Below are 16096 nucleotides of genomic sequence, written 5' to 3' on the forward strand. Positions count from 1 at the left end.
ACGCTCGCACCGCGGCCCTTGACCCCTGGCTGGAGCACTACAACACTGGACGTCGCCACTCAGCACTCGGAGGCAAGCCCCCGATCAGCCGCCTGCAACCAACGTCCTGACCCGGTACATCTAGGGCAGCAGGGGGATGACCTCGCGGAGGTCAACCGGACCGATCACCAGGTCCGCCTCGGCGCGGACGAGGGGCTTGGCGTTGAACGCCAGGCCCAGACCCGCGAGGGACATCATCACGAGGTCGTTCGCCCCGTCGCCGATGGCGACGGTGCGCGCCCGGGGAATCCCGTGGTCCTCGGCCCACGCCGCCAGGGTGGCGGCCTTCCCCTCGGCGTCGACGATGGGACCGGAGACCTGGCCCGTCAGGGCGTCGCCGGAGACGGCGAGTCGGTTGGCCCGCCAGAGATCCACGCCGAGGGCCGGTGCGATGTCGTCGAGGATCTCGTGGAAGCCCCCGGAGACGACACCCACGACTCCGCCGCGTTCGTGCACCGCCGCAATGAGTTCGGCGGCGCCCGGGGTCGGCTCGACGCGCCCGCGCACGCGCTCGAGGGCCACCACGGGGACCCCGGCGAGCGTCTCGACCCGGGCGCGCAGGCTCGTGGCGAAGTCGACCTCGCCGCGCATCGCCGCCTCCGTCGCGGCGGCGACCTCCGGCCCCCGGCCGGCTTCCTCGGCGATGAGCTCGATCACCTCGTTGCGGATCAGGGTCGAATCGGCGTCGAGGACGACGAGGAATCGCGTGGGATCACTCACCCCTTCACCGTAGCGGCGGCGCGACGGGTCACCGATCGACGAAGACTCCCTTGCCGACCACGGTGATCCCGCTGTCGGTGACGGTGAACCCGCGGGCGATGTCGCGTTCGCGATCGACCCCCACCGTGGCGCCGTCGGCCATGACGACGTTCTTGTCGAGGATGGCGCGGTGGATCCTGGCCCCGGCACCGACCTGCACGTGGTCGAACAGCACGGCGTCGGTGATCGTCGAGCCGCCCGCGGCGAGTGTCCAGGGGCCCACGACGCTGCGCTCGAGATGCGTTCCGGACAGGACGGAACCGAGCGAGACGATCGAATCGATCGAGTTGCCGATCCGGCCCACCGAGTCGCGGACGAACTTCGCTGGCGGCGAGTTCACAGCCTGCGAGTGGATCGGCCACTGCATGTTGTACAGGTTGAAAACGGGCAGGGTGGAGATGAGGTCCTGGTGGGCCTCGAAGAACGAGTCGATCGTCCCGACGTCGCGCCAGTACGACCGGTCGCGATCGGTCGACCCCGGCACGTCGTTGCGGACCATGTCGTAGACGCCGGCCTCACCGCGACCGACGAAGTACGGGACGATGTCGCCGCCCATGTCGTGGTTGGAGGTGGGGATCTCCCCGTCGGCCTCGACCGCTTCGATCAGCGCGTCGGCATCGAAGATGTAGTTGCCCATGGAGGCCAGCACCTGGTCGGGCGCATCGGCGAGCCCCTCGGGGTGCTGCGGCTTCTCGAGGAAGTCGCGGATGCGACTGGGGTCGTCTGGGTCGACGTCGATCACCCCGAACTGATCGGCCAGCGAGATCGGCTGCCGGATGCCCGCCACGGTGGCTCGGGCGCCGGACTCGATGTGGGCGGCGAGCATCTGCCGGAAATCCATGCGGTACACGTGATCGGCGCCGATGACGATGACGATGTCGGGCTGTTCGTCGTTGATGAGGTTCAGGCTCTGCAAGATGGCGTCGGCGGACCCCGAGAACCACCGCTTCCCCAACCGCTGCTGCGCCGGCACCGAGGCGACGTAGGAGTCCAGCAGCGCCGACATCCGCCAGGTCTGCGACACGTGGCGGTCGAGGCTGTGCGACTTGTACTGGGTCAGCACGACGATCTGCCGCAGCCCCGAGTTGATGAGGTTCGATATCGCGAAGTCGATCAGCCGGTACTGGCCGCCGAACGGCACGGCCGGCTTGGCGCGATCGGCGGTCAGGGGCATGAGTCGCTTCCCCTCGCCGCCGGCGAGGATGATTCCGAAGACCTTCGGCGCTGCAGGCATGGCACCACCCTAGGCCCGCTTCCGCGCTGGTACCCAGCGTCTGTCCACAGTTGCCCGCGTGTACTAGGTTTCGACCCATGCGCGTGGACATGATCACCAAGGAATACCCGCCGGAGATCTACGGAGGCGCCGGCGTGCATGTGACCGAACTGGTCCGGGCGCTGCGCGAGGGCGGGGCCGGGGCGCCCGTCGACGTGAATGTGCGCGCCTTCGGCGCGGACCGCGACGAGCCGGGCACGACCTCGTATCGCGTGCCCGCCGAGCTCGCCGCGGCCAATGCCGCCGTGCAGACCCTGGGCACCGACCTCGAGATCGTGACGGATGTCGCCGGCGCCGACGTCGTGCACAGCCACACCTGGTACGCGAACTTCGCCGGCCACCTCTCCTCGCTCCTGCACGGCATCCCGCACGTGCTGACCGCGCACAGCCTCGAGCCGCTCCGCCCATGGAAGGCGGAGCAGCTCGGCGGCGGCTACGCGGTGTCGAGCTGGGTGGAGAAGGTGGCCTACGAGCACGCCGCCGCGATCGTGGCGGTCAGCGAAGGCATGCGTGCGGACATCCTCCGCAGCTACCCCGCCGTGGACCCCGGGAAGGTGCGGGTGATCTACAACGGCATCGACACCGACTCCTGGCATCCGGTGACCGACGATCCGCTCCTGGCGCGGCTGGGCGTCGACCCGGCACGGCCCTCGGTCGTCTTCGTCGGGCGCATCACCCGTCAGAAGGGCCTGCCGTACCTCCTGCGCGCCGCGGCACAGCTGCCTCCGGAGGTGCAGCTGGTGCTGTGCGCCGGAGCCCCCGACACCCCGCAGATCATGGCCGAGGTCGAAGAGCTCGTCCGAGGCCTGCAGGAGACGCGCGACGGGGTGGTGTGGCTCGACCGACTGCTCTCACGTCACGAGCTGTGCACGGTGCTCACCGCCGCGACCGCCTTCGTCTGCCCCTCGGTGTACGAGCCCCTCGGGATCGTGAATCTGGAGGCGATGGCGTGCGGCGCCGCCGTCGTCGGCACCGCCACCGGTGGCATCCCCGAGGTCGTCGTCGACGGGGTCACCGGCCGGCTCGTGCCGATCGAGCAGATGGATGACGGCACGGGGACCCCGCTCGATCCCGACCGGTTCGTCGACGACCTCGCCGCCGCCCTCATCGACGTCGTCGGCGATCCCACACGCGCCCGCGCCTGGGGGGAAGCCGGACGCCGTCGGGCGATCACCGACTTCAGCTGGCAGAGCATCGCCGCCCAGACCGCGGCGCTGTATCGGGAGGTCGTCGCGGCGCCGTGACGGGCGGGACCTGGCCGATAGGGTGGGGTCATGCCGCAGGTGCTGGAGTTCTCCGACGTCGTCGTCCGCAGGAACGCCCGTGACATCGTCGATCACCTCGACTGGGAGGTCAGCGACGATCAGCGGTGGGTGGTGCTGGGGCCCAACGGTGCCGGCAAGACCACGATCCTGCAGCTCGCGGACACTCTGATCCATCCCACGTCGGGCGCCGTGACCATCCTCGGGGAGAGACTGGGCCGAACGGATGTCTTCGAGCTGCGTCCCCGCATCGGCTTCGCCTCCAGCGCCATGGCGCGGCGCATCCCCGCAGAGGAGACCGTCCTCGACGTGGTCCTGACGGCGGCGTTCTCGGTGGTCGGGCGCTGGCGCGAGGACTACGAGGACATCGACGAACGCCGCGCCCTGCGCGTCCTGGCCGAATGGCGGTTGGACGATCTGGCCGACCGGACGTTCGGAACGCTGTCGGACGGCGAGCAGAAGCGGGTGCAGATCGCCCGCTCGATCATGACCGACCCCGAGCTGCTGCTCCTGGACGAACCGACCGCCAGCCTCGATCTCGGCGCCCGGGAGGATCTGCTGACCCTGCTCGGCGGATACGCCCAGGCGCCGACGACCCCGGCCATGGTGATGGTCACGCACCATGTCGAGGAGATCCCGGTCGGCTTCACGCACGTGCTGCTGCTGCGGGACGGGCGCGCCGTCGCTTCCGGCCCGATCGCCGAGGCGCTGACGGGGGAGTCGCTGACCGAGACCTTCGGCACGCCGATCACGCTCCGCGAGGAGGACGGTCGTTTCACCGCGCGCGCGGCGCGGTGACGAGGCCCTCGCCGCGGGGACGCGGTTCGGTGGTCCGGGCCGAGGCCTGGTAGACTCACTCGCTGGTGCTCTCGCACAACAGACTTTCCGTCGCTCCCGCAAGGATTCCCATGAAGACTGACATCCACCCCGACTACCGCGCTGTCGTGTTCCGCGACCTCGGCTCGGGCGAGACCTTCCTCACCCGTTCCACCGTCACCAGCGACAAGACGATCGAGCTCGACGGTGTCGAGTACCCCGTCATCGACGTCGAGATCTCGTCGGCCTCGCACCCGTTCTACACGGGCAAGCAGCGCATCCTGGACTCGGCCGGTCGCGTCGAGAAGTTCAACCAGCGCTTCAAGAACTTCGGCGGCCGCTGAGCCGCCCGAAAAGCCCCCGACCTCGGTCGGGGGCTTTTTCGCGCGTCATCTGACCGGCCACGTGCCGTCCACCGGCTCGGCCGGATCGATCCGACCGATCCTCACGAAGTACTCGGTGAGGCTCGCCGCCTGGTCGCGCGCCCAGGCGATCTGCTCGACGTGGACAGCACGCGCCGTCGAGGGGAGCGCGTCGCGATAACGCCGAGCGAGGGCGTGAGCGACGCGTCCCGCCGCCCGCGCATCCGCCGCCGCCTCATGCGCCTCCTCGAGCGGAACGGCGTAGTGCTCGGCCACCTTCGCGAGCGTCCGTTTCCCCCGTCTGAAGCGGTCGTAGTGCCGGTCGATCACGAGGGGATCGAACACCGGGTTCGGCTGGTCCAGGGGAGCGACGCCGTGCCGCAGCGCCTCGTGGTGCAGCAGGGAGAAGTCGTAGGCGGCGTTGTAGGCCACCACCGGGATGCCGGCATCGAGGATGCCGCGAAGGCACCCCACGATCTCCGCGACGACCTCGCCGGCGGGTCGGCCGGTGGCGCGCGCCTCGGCGGTGGAGATCCCGTGCACGGCGGTCGCCGCCGCCGGGATCACCACGCCCGGGTCTGCGCGCCATGACCGTCCGCAGATCGCCGCCCCCGAGGCATCCAGCAACCCGACGTGCGCGGTGACCACACGGTCGGCGCGCACATCGACGCCGGTGGTCTCGAGGTCGAAGACGCCGATGACGCGCAGCCAGGGGGGAGAGTCTGCGCGGAGGGGCACCGGTGCCGGTGCGCCGGGGTCGGGTACGGGGCGAGGGATCGTCATGGCTCCGGACCGTACGCGCCGGTCCCGACATCGACGGCCGGTTAGACTCGAGCGTGTCGATTCCCCACCCCGAGGTGCCCGCCCCGCGCGCCGTGGTCTCCGAGGGTGAGCGGGTCGAGATCCTGGGCGGCCGGACCGCCTACTGGACGTACGGGCCCGCCGATGCGGACGTCACGGTGCTGGCGGTGCACGGGTTCCGCGGCGACCACCACGGGCTGGCCGCCATCGTCGGACTCCTTCCGGAGATCCGCGTGATCGTTCCCGACCTCCCGGGTTTCGGCGATTCGACCCCGCTTCCCGGGCGGCGCCACGACATCGACACCTATCGGACGTGGCTGCGCGAGGTGCACGCCGTCCTGGCCCCGGAAGCGGTGGTGCTGGGACACTCCTTCGGCTCGATCGTGGCTGCCGCGGCGGTCGCGGGAGGGCTCCCCACCACGCGGCTCATCCTCATCAACCCCATCGGCGCGCCGGCGCTCGAGGGTCCGCGCGGCATCCTCACCCGTCTCGCCGTCCTGTACTACCGGGCGGGGGCGCGGCTCCCGCGACGCATCGGCGAGTGGATCCTCCGGCAGCGGACGATCGTGCGGGGGATGAGCGTGGCGATGGCCAAGACGCGGCGGCGCGACCTCCGTCGCTACATCCACGATCAGCACGACCGCTACTTCTCGCGCTTCGCCGACCGCGATGTGCTCCGGGAGGCGTTCGAGGCGTCCGTCGGCAACGACGTGCGGGCCTACGCCTCCGCGATCGAGCAGCCGACGCTGCTGATCGTCGCCGAGCGCGATGACATCACCCCCCTGGCGGCCCAGCGCCGACTGCAGGAGCTCTTCCCTCGCGCGGAGCTGGTGGAGATACCCGAGGTCGGGCATCTCATCCACTACGAGACCCCGGGTCCCGCCGCGGCGGCCATCACCCGTTTTCTCGCGCCTTCCGCTGCCGATACGCGTTGACGTTCATCCGATTGCCGCAGTTGCCGGTGTCGCAGTACCGCTTGGACTTGTTCTTGGAGAAGTCGACGTAGACGCCGTCGCAGTCGTCGGCTGCGCAGCGCCGCACGCGGTCGTACTCGCCGGCGCGGATGACGTCGACGAAGGCCATCGCCGCGTCGACGAGCACCCGCGTCGCGAGGGGTGCGTCATCTCTCGTGGCGTGGATGTGCCAGTCCATCCCGTCGTGCTTCATCAGCCGAGGGAGGGCCTGACCGCGCCGGAGCATCTCGTTCACGAGCGGCACCGCCCCGTCGCGGTCGACGTCCCACAGCCCCTGCAGCTGGCGTCGCACTGCGCGAAGCGCCGCGAGCTCGGCATCGTCGCGGCGGATGACACCCGTGTACGGATTGATCCGCAGGTATTCGTCGAACTGCTCCGGGGTCGTCAGGGTGTCGACGGCTTCGACGCCGCCCACGCCGGGCAGGGTGTTGACCAGGTAGGCGGCGGCGCGCAGATTGCTCTCCGTGTCATGGATGAAGACCATGTTGACTCCTGACATTCTGCGCCACTAGTGTCACCAGTGTACCCATTGTTCACTCCTGACAGATGGATGATCCGATGACCGCGACCGCGCCGCTTCCCGTGCTCGTCGACGGCGTTTCCCGTCCCGCGCCGCGAGCGGCGACGACGGGCCTGGTGATGGCCTTGGCCTCCGCGCTGGCGTTCTCCTCGAGCGGGCCGTTCATGAAGCCGCTGCTGGAGGCCGGGTGGTCCCTCGGGGCTGCGCTCCTGGTGCGGATGGGACTGGCGGCCCTCGTCCTGTCTCCCGCGCTCGTGGCGACCCTCCTTCGTCAGCGGCGATTCGTCCGAGATCACTGGGCGCTGATCATCGGCTTCGGCCTCATGCCGGTGGTGGGCTGTCAGCTGCTGTTCTTCTCCGCGATGCAGCGGATGCCGGTGGCGGTGGCGCTGCTGATCCAATACCTCGCACCGGTGATCCTGGTCGTCGCCGTCTGGATCCGCAGTCGCCGGCGACCCTCGGGCCTGGTGCTGGCGGGATCGGTGGTGGCGGTGTCGGGACTCGTTCTCGTCGTGGATGTCTCGGGAGCGGCGTTCGACCTGTGGGGCGTGCTGTTCGCGCTCGGTGCCGCCGTCTGCGTCTGCGCGTACTTCGTGATCGCCGAGCGCGCGGGCGATGACCTCCCGCCCCTCGCCCTCGCCGCGGCCGGACTGCTGTTCGGCACCCTGGTGATGGCGGTCCTGGCCGTCACCGGAATCCTGCCGTTCCGGGCGGTGGATGTCACGGTGACCCTCGCCGGAGCCGAGGTCGCGTGGTGGATTCCGGTGCTGTGGGTCGGGGCGGTGGCGACCTCGGTGGGGTACGGGCTCGGAGTGATGGCCGTGCCGCGGATCGGTTCTCGCGTCGGGTCTTTCGTCGGACTCTCGGAGGTGCTGTTCGCTCTGGCCTTCGCCTGGATCTTCCTCGCCGAGGTGCCGGCTCCCATCCAGTTCGTCGGCGGAGCGCTCATCCTCGCTGGGGTCATCCTCGTCCGTCTCGACGCGACATCCTCGGTCGGTGGCCGGGGAGCGCCGGCTACGATTCCCGTCGTGCCAGCTCCATGAGCGGGCGCACGCGGTAACCGATGACCTCCCCCATGACGAGGGAGGTCTCGGTGCGCTCGACGCCCTCGATGGCGAGGATCCTGGCGTCGGTGTCGAACAGATGCTGGGTGTCGCGGCAGGCCACACGCACGAGCAGGTCGACCTGACCGCTGAGGCCGTGGACCTGCACGATCTCCGGCACTCGTCCGAGCTCCGCGGTGATGCGGGGGAGGTCGGCCTGGCGCACCGTCACGCTGAGGAACGCCTCGATCGGGAATCCCAGCGCCTCGGGCGAGATGGCGCGTTCGTAGGAGAGGAAGACGCCCGCGCGCTCCAGTCGCGACATCCGCGCCTGGACGGTGTTGCGCGACAGGCCCAGGCGCTCCGCGAGCGCGACGACCGTGGCGCGGGGATCGTCGGAGAGGGCGGCGAGGAGCTCGATGTCGACATGGTCGAGAGTGCTCATAGTGCGAAAGATTAGCAGGTCGATGCGCGACCGCCTGCGCATGTTGCTCAACAAGCAAGAAGATGGTTGAGCTAGGTGACAGAACGAGTAGCCTCGGGCTTGTCGGCGACGCTGCCGGCGACTCACGCGCGACGCTTCACGAGAGCGTCGCCTCGAGGAGGGATGACAATGGTGCACACCCTGAACCCCACGGCCGATCCGGTCACCGACGTGGACGACGTCGCTCGTCTGCTGACCCCCGCCGGTGAACGCGTCGCCGATCCCGATCTGCAGCAGTGGATCGAGGACGTCGACACCGCTGCCATCCAACGGCTCTATCGCGACATGGTGCTCCTGCGCCGCATCGACGCCGAGGGCGTCGCCCTTCAGCGGCAGGGGCAGGTCGGCCTGTGGCCGCCGTGCCAGGGGCAGGAGGCGACGCAGATCGGCACCGCCCGCGCCCTCCGCGCCGACGATTTCGCCTTCCCGAGCTATCGCGAGACCGGAGTGGTCTACGCACGGGGCGGAAAGCCCTCCGACTACGTCCTCGCGTGGCGGGGCGAGGGGCACTCCACCTACGACCCGTTCGAGCTGCACACCGCGACCCAGCAGATCATCATCGGCGCCCAGTCGCTGCACGCGGTCGGCTACGCCATGGGCGTCCAGCGCGACGGCGGCGATCAGGTGGCCGCCGCCTACTTCGGAGACGGGGCGACCAGCCAGGGCGACGTGAACGAGGCGATGGTATTCGCCTCGTCGTTCGGCGCCCCCGTGGTGTTCGTGTGCACGAACAACCAGTGGGCCATCTCCGAGCCCGTCACCGTTCAGGCTCGGTTCCCCATTGCGGGCCGCGCGCCGGGGTTCGGCATCCCGAGCATGCGCGTGGACGGCAACGACGTCCTCGCCTGCCTCGCCGCGATGCGCTGGGCGGTCGACCACGCGCGACAGGGCCGGGGGCCGGCCTTCCTCGAGGCGGTGACCTACCGGATGGGTCCGCACACCACCTCCGACGACCCCTCGCGCTACCGCGACAAGGATGAGGTCGACGCGTGGCGTCGGCGCGATCCGATCGACCGGGTCGAGGCGCTGCTGCGTGCGGAGGGCGCGTTCGACGAGGACTTCGCCGCTCAGGTCGCCGCCGACGCCGACGCACTCGCCGCGGAGGTGCGCGAGGCCGCGATGGGAGCGGTGACGCGTCCGGCGCTGTCGATCTTCGACGCCGTCTACGCCGAGCCGCACACCGGCATCGACGAGCAGCGCGCCGCCTACGCGGCGTATCTCGACGGCTTCGCCACGGAACGGGAGGGCTGATCATGGTCCAGTTGACGATGGCGAAGGCGATCAACGAGGGTCTTCGTCGCGCCATGGCGGATGACCCCAAGGTCCTGGTGATGGGGGAGGACATCGGCAAGCTCGGCGGAGTCTTCCGCGTCACCGATCGTCTGCAGGAGGAATTCGGCGCGCAGCGGGTCATCGACACGCCGCTGGCGGAATCGGGCATCGTCGGCACCGCGGTGGGCCTGGCCCTCCGCGGCTTCCGGCCCGTGGTCGAGATCCAGTTCGACGGCTTCGTCTATCCCGCCTTCGACCAGATCGTGTGCCAGGTGGCCAAGCTGCACTATCGGACCCGTGGGAATGTCCGGATGCCGCTGACGATCCGCATCCCGTGGGCCGGTGGCGTCGGCGCGGCCGAGCACCACTCCGAATCACCGGAGGCGTACTTCGTCCACACCTCGGGTCTGCGCGTGGTCGCGGTGTCCAATCCGCAGGATGCGTACGTCATGCTCCGTCAGGCGATCGCCTCGGACGATCCCGTCGTGTATTTCGAGCCCAAGCGTCTGTACCACGCCAAGGGCGAGGTCGAACTCGACGTCGATCCCGCCGATGCGCCCCCGATGGGGCTGGCGAGGGTCGCCCGGGAGGGCACCGATGTGACGGTGCTGACCTACGGTGCGCAGGTGGTCACGGCGCTGGATGCTGCGTCGGCTGCGGAGGAGGAGGGGATCTCGCTCGAGGTCATCGACCTGCGCTCGCTCTCGCCGGTGGACTACCGCACGGTCGCGGCGTCGGTGCGCAAGACCGGTCGCGTGGTGGTCACCCACGAGGCAGCCCGCGAGGCGGGGGTCGGTGCCGAACTCGTCGCGAGCGTCACCGAACGGTGCTTCCACTACCTCGAGTCACCGCCTGCCCGGGTCACCGGACACGACATCCCCTACCCCCCGGCGAAACTCGAGAAGCATCACGTGCCCGACCTCGACCGCATCCTCGACGCCGTCGACCGCGTCCTCGACCGACCGAACAGCCTCACGGGGGTGGAACTGTGATCCAGGAGTTCCGGCTCCCCGACCTCGGCGAGGGTCTCCCCGAGGCCGAACTCGTGCAGTGGCTCGTCGCCGAGGGCGATCGCGTGGCCCTGAACCAGACCATCGCCGAGGTCGAGACGGCCAAGGCCGTCGTGGAGCTTCCCTCGCCGCACGCCGGGGTCGTCCATGTGCTGCACGCCGCGGCCGGCGACGTGGTGGAGGTCGGTTCCCCACTCATCTCCTTCGACGTGGGCGCGGAGGTCGGCCCGAACGCACCCGGCTCGAAGACACCCGGCCCGGACCTCCCCGGCCCGGAGGCCCCCGCTCCCATGACCGCCTCGCCGACCGACGACGCGGCCGGACCCAACCTGGTGGGCTACGGCGCCGCGCCGCGCAGCGGATCGCGGCCTCGGCGTCGGCCGCGCGTGGCTGCGCCCGCGGCGCGGACGTCGACCGCCGACACGGCCGTCCTCGCCGCGGCGCCGCACGACGACATCCGGATCCTCGAGGCCCTCGAGACCGTGCACGAGCGGCCACGATCGACGCCGCCGGTCCGCAAGCTCGCCAAAGACCTCGGTGTCGACCTCGCGCTGATCACCGGCACCGGGGAGGGCGGTCTCATCACCCGCGAGGACGTCCGCCGCGTCGCGGAGTCGGCCGCTCCGGTCGCCGCAGCCCCGGGCGCCGCCACCGTCCGAGCGGCGTCGGCCGACCTCGAGGAGACGCGACTGCCCATCCGCGGCGTGCGCAAGCACACCGCCGACGCGATGGTGCGCAGCGCCTTCACGGCGCCGCACGTGACCGTGTTCCTCACGGTTGATGTCACGGCGACCTCCGAGCTGGTCTCCTCCCTCCGCGCGGACCGGACGACGGCCGAGCATCGCATCGGCATCCTCGCCGTCGCGGCCAAGGCCGTCTGCCTCGCGCTGCGTCACCATCCGACCCTCAATTCGCGATGGGACGAGGAGGGCGGCGAGATCGTCCAGTACCACGGGGTTCACCTCGGGATCGCGGCCGCGACCGAACGGGGTCTGGTCGTCCCGAACATCCGCAATGCCGACCGCCTGACGCTCCCCGACCTCGCCGACGCCATCCGCGAGCTGGCCACCACGGCCCGGGCCGGGAAGACCTCTCCCGAGGCGATGCGCGGCGGGACCTTCTCGATCACCAACGTCGGCGTCTTCGGCGTCGACGCGGGCACCCCGATCCTCAATCCCGGCGAAGCGGGGATCCTCGCCATCGGTGCGGTGCGTCGTCAGCCCTGGGAGCATCAGGGGCAGATCGCGCTGCGCGACGTCGTCACGCTCGCGCTGTCCTTCGACCACCGCCTCGTCGACGGTGAGCAAGGATCCCGCTTCCTGGCCGAGGTGGGGGCCGTCCTGCGAGAGCCCGGGCGGGCGATGCTGCTGGGGTGAGGGTCGATGCCGACGGCGACGGGATCTGACCGTCACGCCTGCGTGAACAGACCGCTCCCGCGGCGGCGCAGGTAGTCGTAGGCCTCCGCGTAGGTCTGCGGCTCGCCCTGGGATCCCTCGCCGTACCGCGCCTGGAGAAGGCCGAGGAGTCCGCGCCCGGGCGGGCTCAGCGGTTTGTCGCGGTGCGGAGACGACGTCGGATCGATCGGCTCCTCGGCCTGCGGGTTCGGCGGGTGGTACATCGGATGCACGGTGGGCCAGGTGGCCGGGTGACGGGGCCGGCTGAGGTTGAGCACCGAGAACAGCGTGTTCGCCCCCGCATCGCGGCGGTTGAGCGGCTGCAGGCCGTGGCGACGCGCGAGCGTCGCGATCACGGAGCCGTGATGCATCTCGTCGTTGATGACGGTCCCCGCCCGGGTGTAGGCGGACACCGCGATAGCCGGAACCCGACCCCCGAGTCGGTCGAAGGCGAAACCCATCTCGCCGGGTGCGGCACCCTCCACCGGCGGTACCGCTCGCGGCGGGGGCACATGGTCGTACGTGCCGCCGTGCTCGTCGAAGGTGATGAAGAGGAGGGTGTTCATCGCGTTGGATCCGGCGCTGCTCGCACTCGTCCGGATGGCGTCGTAGACGCTCGCCACGAGCTTCTCTCCCGCCCGGACGTCTGAGACGGCCGAGTCGATGACCAGGCGGCCGTCCACCTCACTCGAACGGTAGACGCCGAAGGGGGGATGGAAGTCGTTGTGGTTGTAGGCCAGGCGCGGTTCGATGAAGGCGTAGGCGGGGAGGGTCCCCTCCTTAGCGTCCTTGTAGAACTGGGGCATGAAGGCGAAGTGCTCGCTGCGCCAGTACTTCTCCAGAACGGGGGCGTGCAGGACACCGGTGAGCGAGACCAGCTGCATCTCGTCGAAGTAGATCTTCCACGACAGGCCGGCGTCCTCGAGCCGGTTGAAGATGGTCGGCGCCGCCGGGGCGTTCAGCCACTTGTCGTATCCACCGCCGTGCTTGTTCGTCACGAAGCCGTGCGAGGTCGAGGCGTGGAAGAACGAGCGGTTGCAGTACGTCTGGGACGGGACGCCGGCGAACCAGGCGTCGAAGACGGCGAACTCCCGCGCCAGCGCCGACAGGACGGGAAGCTGCTCGGGGGAGAAGCCCCCCATGATCTGCGACGCCTCCTCGAGGGTCGGCTCGGTGCCTCGGCGCAGACGCGTGAAGTTGTTCCAGTAGTCCTTCAGGAAGCCGTCCATCGTCGGCGCGGTGCCGGGCGGGGGAGCGTTGAACGGTGCGCGCATCTGACCGACCTGCGCGGTGGCGTTGTCCGCCGGATCCACCAGCCCGAACAACTGCGTGTTGACGTGGGGGAACTCCTCACCCGGATCGGGGTTGGGAAGACCCATCACGACGTCGGTCGCCCCGGAGTAGACGTGCGCGGCGACCCGATCGCCGCGGGGGGAGAGGTTGGCGTAGTCGCCGAACGCCAGGCCGTCGAACTGGGCACGCTCGGGCAGTGTGTCGGGGGTGTAGAGCCACCCGAGCATGTTGTCGAACGAGCGGTTCTCGCCCATCAGCACCACGATGTGATCGAACCCGGGCTCGGACCGTGCGGCGAGGGCGGGGAGGTCCTGCGTGCCCTCCCTCACTCCCGCGGCGTGACCGATCGCGGCGCCGCCGGCCGCGCCGGTGGCGCCCCCCACGGCGAAGCCCGCGGCAGCCAGGCCGCCGACCTTCAGGAAGTCGCGGCGGGAGCTCAGGGCCTCTTCTTCGGGGTTCTCGCGCATCTTTGAGCGAGGATATCGCTCAGACGGCCAGTGCGGCTTCGGCCATCGCGGTGAGGATGTCCCGGACGCTCGACTGGTCGGGGGCATCCGGACCCGTGCGGATGCTGTGCGGTGTGGAGTTGATGAGGCCGAAGCAGGCGTGCGCGCGCACCCGGAGGTCCGGCTCGGCGCGCCCGGGGTGCACGGCGGCGAGGACCTCTATCCACATCTCGACGTACTCGCGCTGCAAGCGCCGCACGGTACGACGATCCTCCTCGCTGAGACTTGCCAGGTCGCGGTCGTGGACGCGGATGACGTCGGCGTCGGTGAGAGCGAAATCGACGTGGAAGGCCACCAGCCTCCTCAGTCGCTCAGCCGCGTCATCCGACTGCTCGATCACCGATCGCCCGCCGTCGCGCAGTCTCTCGCTCACCCCGATGAGAATGGCCCCGAGCAGGGCCTGCTTGTTGGCGAAGTGGCGGTAGATCGCCGGCCCGCTCACGCCGACGGCGGCACCCAGGTCTTCGAGGCTGACGCCGGTGAATCCCCGCTCGGCGAACAGACGCGCCGCCTCGGCGAGGAGTGCGGAGTGTCTGTCCGCCTTGGCGCGTTCGCGACCCGTGGTGCTTGCCATTTCAGTTAATCCTCGCTAACGTGGAAGCTCGGTTAACGCACACTAACCGCCCCCGCCACGCCGCGACAACGGGCGTGACCGGATCGTGACGTCGACGGAGATGACATGACCAGGCTCACCACCGCCGTCCGTCGGGATGACGGCTTCCGTCGCACCGACGCGGCTCAGCGCGACCTCGCCGACGACCTGCGGCGCCGGCTGGCCGAGGCCGCCCTCGGTGGTTCCGAGGCCTCGCGAGAGCGTCACGTCGCACGGGGCAAGCTCCTCCCTCGCGACCGCGTCGACCGGCTCCTGGATCCCGGGAGCCCGTTCCTCGAGGTCGCCCCGCTCGCCGCGGACGGACTGTACGGCGGCGAGGCACCGGCGGCGGGCGTCGTCGCCGGCATCGGACTCGTCCACGGACGCCACGTCATGGTGGTCAGCAACGACGCGACGGTCAAGGGCGGCACGTACTTCCCCCTCACGGTGAAGAAGCACCTGCGCGCCCAGGAGATCGCCCTGGAGAACCGGCTCCCGTGCATCTACCTGGTGGACTCGGGTGGCGCGTTCCTCCCGATGCAGGATGAGGTCTTCCCGGACCGCGACCACTTCGGGCGCATCTTCTACAACCAGGCCCGCCTGTCGGCGGCGGGCATCTCCCAGATCGCAGCCGTTCTGGGCTCGTGCACCGCCGGGGGTGCATATGTGCCCGCCATGAGCGACGAGACCGTCATCGTGCGGGGGCAGGGGACGATCTTCCTCGGCGGTCCGCCGCTGGTCCAGGCGGCGATCGGCGAGATCGTCACCCCGGAGGAACTCGGGGGCGGCGAGCTGCACGCCCGCCGCTCCGGGGTCGTCGACCACCTCGCCGACGACGACGAGCACGCCCTGGAGATCGTCCGCGACATCGTCGCGACGCTCCCCGCCGAAGCCGATCCGGTCTGGCAGGTCGCGCCGAGCAGGGCTCCCGCGATCGACACCGAAGAGCTCTACGGCGTGGTTCCCGTCGACGTGAACCAGCCCTACGACGTCAGAGAGGTCATTGCGCGCCTCGTGGACGGGAGCGATCTCCACGAGTTCAAGCGGGAGTACGGCGACACGCTCGTCACCGGATTCGCGCGGATCCACGGTCATCCGGTGGGCATCGTCGCGAACAACGGCGTCCTCTTCTCCGAGTCCGCCCGGAAGGGCGCGCACTTCATCGAGCTGTGCGACCAGCGGGGAACGCCCCTGCTCTTCCTGCAGAACATCACCGGCTTCATGGTGGGGCGCGAGGCCGAAGCCGGCGGGATCGCCAAGGACGGCGCGAAGATGGTCACCGCCGTGGCGACCACCCGCGTCCCCAAGCTGACCGTCATCATCGGCGGATCGTTCGGGGCGGGCAACTACTCGATGTGCGGGCGGGCCTACTCGCCGCGTTTCCTGTGGAGCTGGCCGGCCAGTCGGATCTCGGTCATGGGCGGGCCCCAGGCCGCCGCCGTGCTCGGCACGGTCAAGCGCGACCAGCTCGACGCGCGCGGCGAGGACTGGACGCCCGCCGATCGGGAGGCCTTCGAAGCGCCCATCCGCGAGCGCTACGACGAGCAGGGGAGCCCCTACTACGCCACCGCCCGACTGTGGGACGACGGCGTCATCGATCCCGCCGACACCCGCGACATCCTGGGTCTGGCCCTCGATGTCATCAGCCGCACGCCGCTGCCGACGCCGCAGTTCGGCGTCTTCCGGATGTGATCGG

17 protein-coding genes are annotated in these 16096 nt (G+C 70.1%); 10 read left to right on the top strand and 7 right to left on the bottom strand.

Annotation, left to right across the window (positions count from 1 at the left end):
• Nucleotides 1-110 (top strand): integrase core domain-containing protein (locus tag MA875_RS09880; protein WP_248242355.1); only part of this gene is annotated, 110 nt, incomplete at its 5' end.
• Between the two features lie 10 nt (nucleotides 111-120).
• Here MA875_RS09880 and serB read toward each other — a convergent pair.
• Entirely contained in the window at nucleotides 121-759 is a 639-nt protein-coding gene (gene serB, locus MA875_RS09885) for a phosphoserine phosphatase SerB (protein ID WP_248242135.1), read from the bottom strand.
• Nucleotides 760-787: 28 nt separating this feature from the next.
• Nucleotides 788-2032 (bottom strand): glucose-1-phosphate adenylyltransferase, encoded by a 1245-nt coding sequence (locus MA875_RS09890; RefSeq protein ID WP_248242136.1) that lies wholly within the window; start codon nucleotides 2030-2032, stop codon nucleotides 788-790.
• 77 nt (nucleotides 2033-2109) lie between these two features.
• On the opposite strand from MA875_RS09890, the gene glgA reads away from it, so the two are divergent.
• The 3 genes from glgA to MA875_RS09905 all read left to right on the top strand — a co-directional run bounded on the left by glgA (nucleotide 2110) and on the right by MA875_RS09905 (nucleotide 4493).
• Entirely contained in the window at nucleotides 2110-3315 is a 1206-nt protein-coding gene (glgA, locus tag MA875_RS09895) for a glycogen synthase (protein WP_248242137.1), read from the top strand.
• A 30-nt stretch (nucleotides 3316-3345) separates the two neighbouring features.
• Entirely contained in the window at nucleotides 3346-4131 is a 786-nt protein-coding gene (locus tag MA875_RS09900) for an ABC transporter ATP-binding protein (RefSeq protein ID WP_248242138.1), read from the top strand.
• 110 nt (nucleotides 4132-4241) lie between these two features.
• Nucleotides 4242-4493 carry a type B 50S ribosomal protein L31 gene (locus tag MA875_RS09905; RefSeq protein WP_124293105.1) on the top strand — a complete coding sequence of 84 codons (252 nt, stop codon included), beginning with the start codon at nucleotides 4242-4244 and terminating at the stop codon, nucleotides 4491-4493.
• A 45-nt stretch (nucleotides 4494-4538) separates the two neighbouring features.
• Here the strand turns inward: MA875_RS09905 and MA875_RS09910 are convergent, their stop codons facing one another.
• Nucleotides 4539-5294: an exonuclease domain-containing protein gene (locus MA875_RS09910; RefSeq protein ID WP_248242139.1), complete on the bottom strand. Its 756-nt coding sequence runs from the start codon at nucleotides 5292-5294 to the stop codon at nucleotides 4539-4541.
• 53 nt (nucleotides 5295-5347) lie between these two features.
• On the opposite strand from MA875_RS09910, the gene MA875_RS09915 reads away from it, so the two are divergent.
• Nucleotides 5348-6247, top strand: a complete 900-nt coding sequence (locus MA875_RS09915) for an alpha/beta fold hydrolase (protein ID WP_372492563.1) — start codon at nucleotides 5348-5350, stop codon at nucleotides 6245-6247.
• On the opposite strand, the gene MA875_RS09920 is transcribed toward MA875_RS09915, so the two are convergent.
• Nucleotides 6207-6770, bottom strand: coding sequence for a CGNR zinc finger domain-containing protein (locus MA875_RS09920; protein ID WP_248242140.1), 564 nt, complete (start codon nucleotides 6768-6770; stop codon nucleotides 6207-6209). The two genes, MA875_RS09915 and MA875_RS09920, sit on opposite strands and share 41 nt — an antisense overlap.
• A 74-nt stretch (nucleotides 6771-6844) precedes the next feature.
• Here MA875_RS09920 and MA875_RS09925 point away from each other — a divergent pair, with 74 nt between their 5' ends.
• Nucleotides 6845-7849 (top strand): EamA family transporter, encoded by a 1005-nt coding sequence (locus MA875_RS09925; RefSeq protein WP_248242141.1) that lies wholly within the window; start codon nucleotides 6845-6847, stop codon nucleotides 7847-7849.
• Here the strand turns inward: MA875_RS09925 and MA875_RS09930 are convergent.
• Nucleotides 7821-8294 carry an Lrp/AsnC family transcriptional regulator gene (locus MA875_RS09930; protein WP_248242142.1) on the bottom strand — a complete coding sequence of 158 codons (474 nt, stop codon included), beginning with the start codon at nucleotides 8292-8294 and terminating at the stop codon, nucleotides 7821-7823. The two genes, MA875_RS09925 and MA875_RS09930, sit on opposite strands and share 29 nt — an antisense overlap.
• A gap of 162 nt (nucleotides 8295-8456) precedes the next feature.
• Between MA875_RS09930 and pdhA the strand changes: the two genes are divergently transcribed.
• Genes pdhA through MA875_RS09945 form a run of 3 tightly spaced genes read left to right on the top strand, consistent with a single transcriptional unit; the run spans nucleotide 8457 to nucleotide 11991 of the window.
• Nucleotides 8457-9584 carry a pyruvate dehydrogenase (acetyl-transferring) E1 component subunit alpha gene (pdhA, locus tag MA875_RS09935; RefSeq protein WP_248242143.1) on the top strand — a complete coding sequence of 376 codons (1128 nt, stop codon included), beginning with the start codon at nucleotides 8457-8459 and terminating at the stop codon, nucleotides 9582-9584.
• A gap of 2 nt (nucleotides 9585-9586) precedes the next feature.
• The gene (locus tag MA875_RS09940) at nucleotides 9587-10597 is read left to right on the top strand and encodes an alpha-ketoacid dehydrogenase subunit beta (protein ID WP_248242144.1); all 1011 of its coding nucleotides are present in this window, start codon (nucleotides 9587-9589) and stop codon (nucleotides 10595-10597) included.
• On the top strand, nucleotides 10594-11991 hold the full coding sequence (locus MA875_RS09945) for a dihydrolipoamide acetyltransferase family protein (protein WP_248242145.1): 1398 nt from the start codon (nucleotides 10594-10596) through the stop codon (nucleotides 11989-11991). Before MA875_RS09940 ends, MA875_RS09945 begins: the two co-directional genes overlap by 4 nt.
• Before the next feature lie 32 nt (nucleotides 11992-12023).
• On the opposite strand, the gene MA875_RS09950 is transcribed toward MA875_RS09945, so the two are convergent.
• Together MA875_RS09950 and MA875_RS09955 are read right to left on the bottom strand one after the other, a co-directional pair.
• Complete coding sequence (locus tag MA875_RS09950; protein ID WP_248242146.1) at nucleotides 12024-13769, bottom strand: alkaline phosphatase family protein; 1746 nt, start codon at nucleotides 13767-13769, stop codon at nucleotides 12024-12026.
• Between the two features lie 19 nt (nucleotides 13770-13788).
• Complete coding sequence (locus MA875_RS09955) at nucleotides 13789-14382, bottom strand: SACE_7040 family transcriptional regulator (protein ID WP_248242147.1); 594 nt, start codon at nucleotides 14380-14382, stop codon at nucleotides 13789-13791.
• A gap of 105 nt (nucleotides 14383-14487) precedes the next feature.
• On the opposite strand from MA875_RS09955, the gene MA875_RS09960 reads away from it, so the two are divergent.
• A complete protein-coding gene (locus MA875_RS09960; protein WP_248242148.1) occupies nucleotides 14488-16092 on the top strand; it encodes a carboxyl transferase domain-containing protein in 1605 nt (534 codons plus the stop codon).
• Nucleotides 16093-16096: the final 4 nt, after the last annotated feature.

The organism is Microbacterium kunmingense, assembly GCF_023155745.1.
In the GTDB taxonomy this organism is placed as follows: domain Bacteria; phylum Actinomycetota; class Actinomycetes; order Actinomycetales; family Microbacteriaceae; genus Microbacterium; species Microbacterium kunmingense.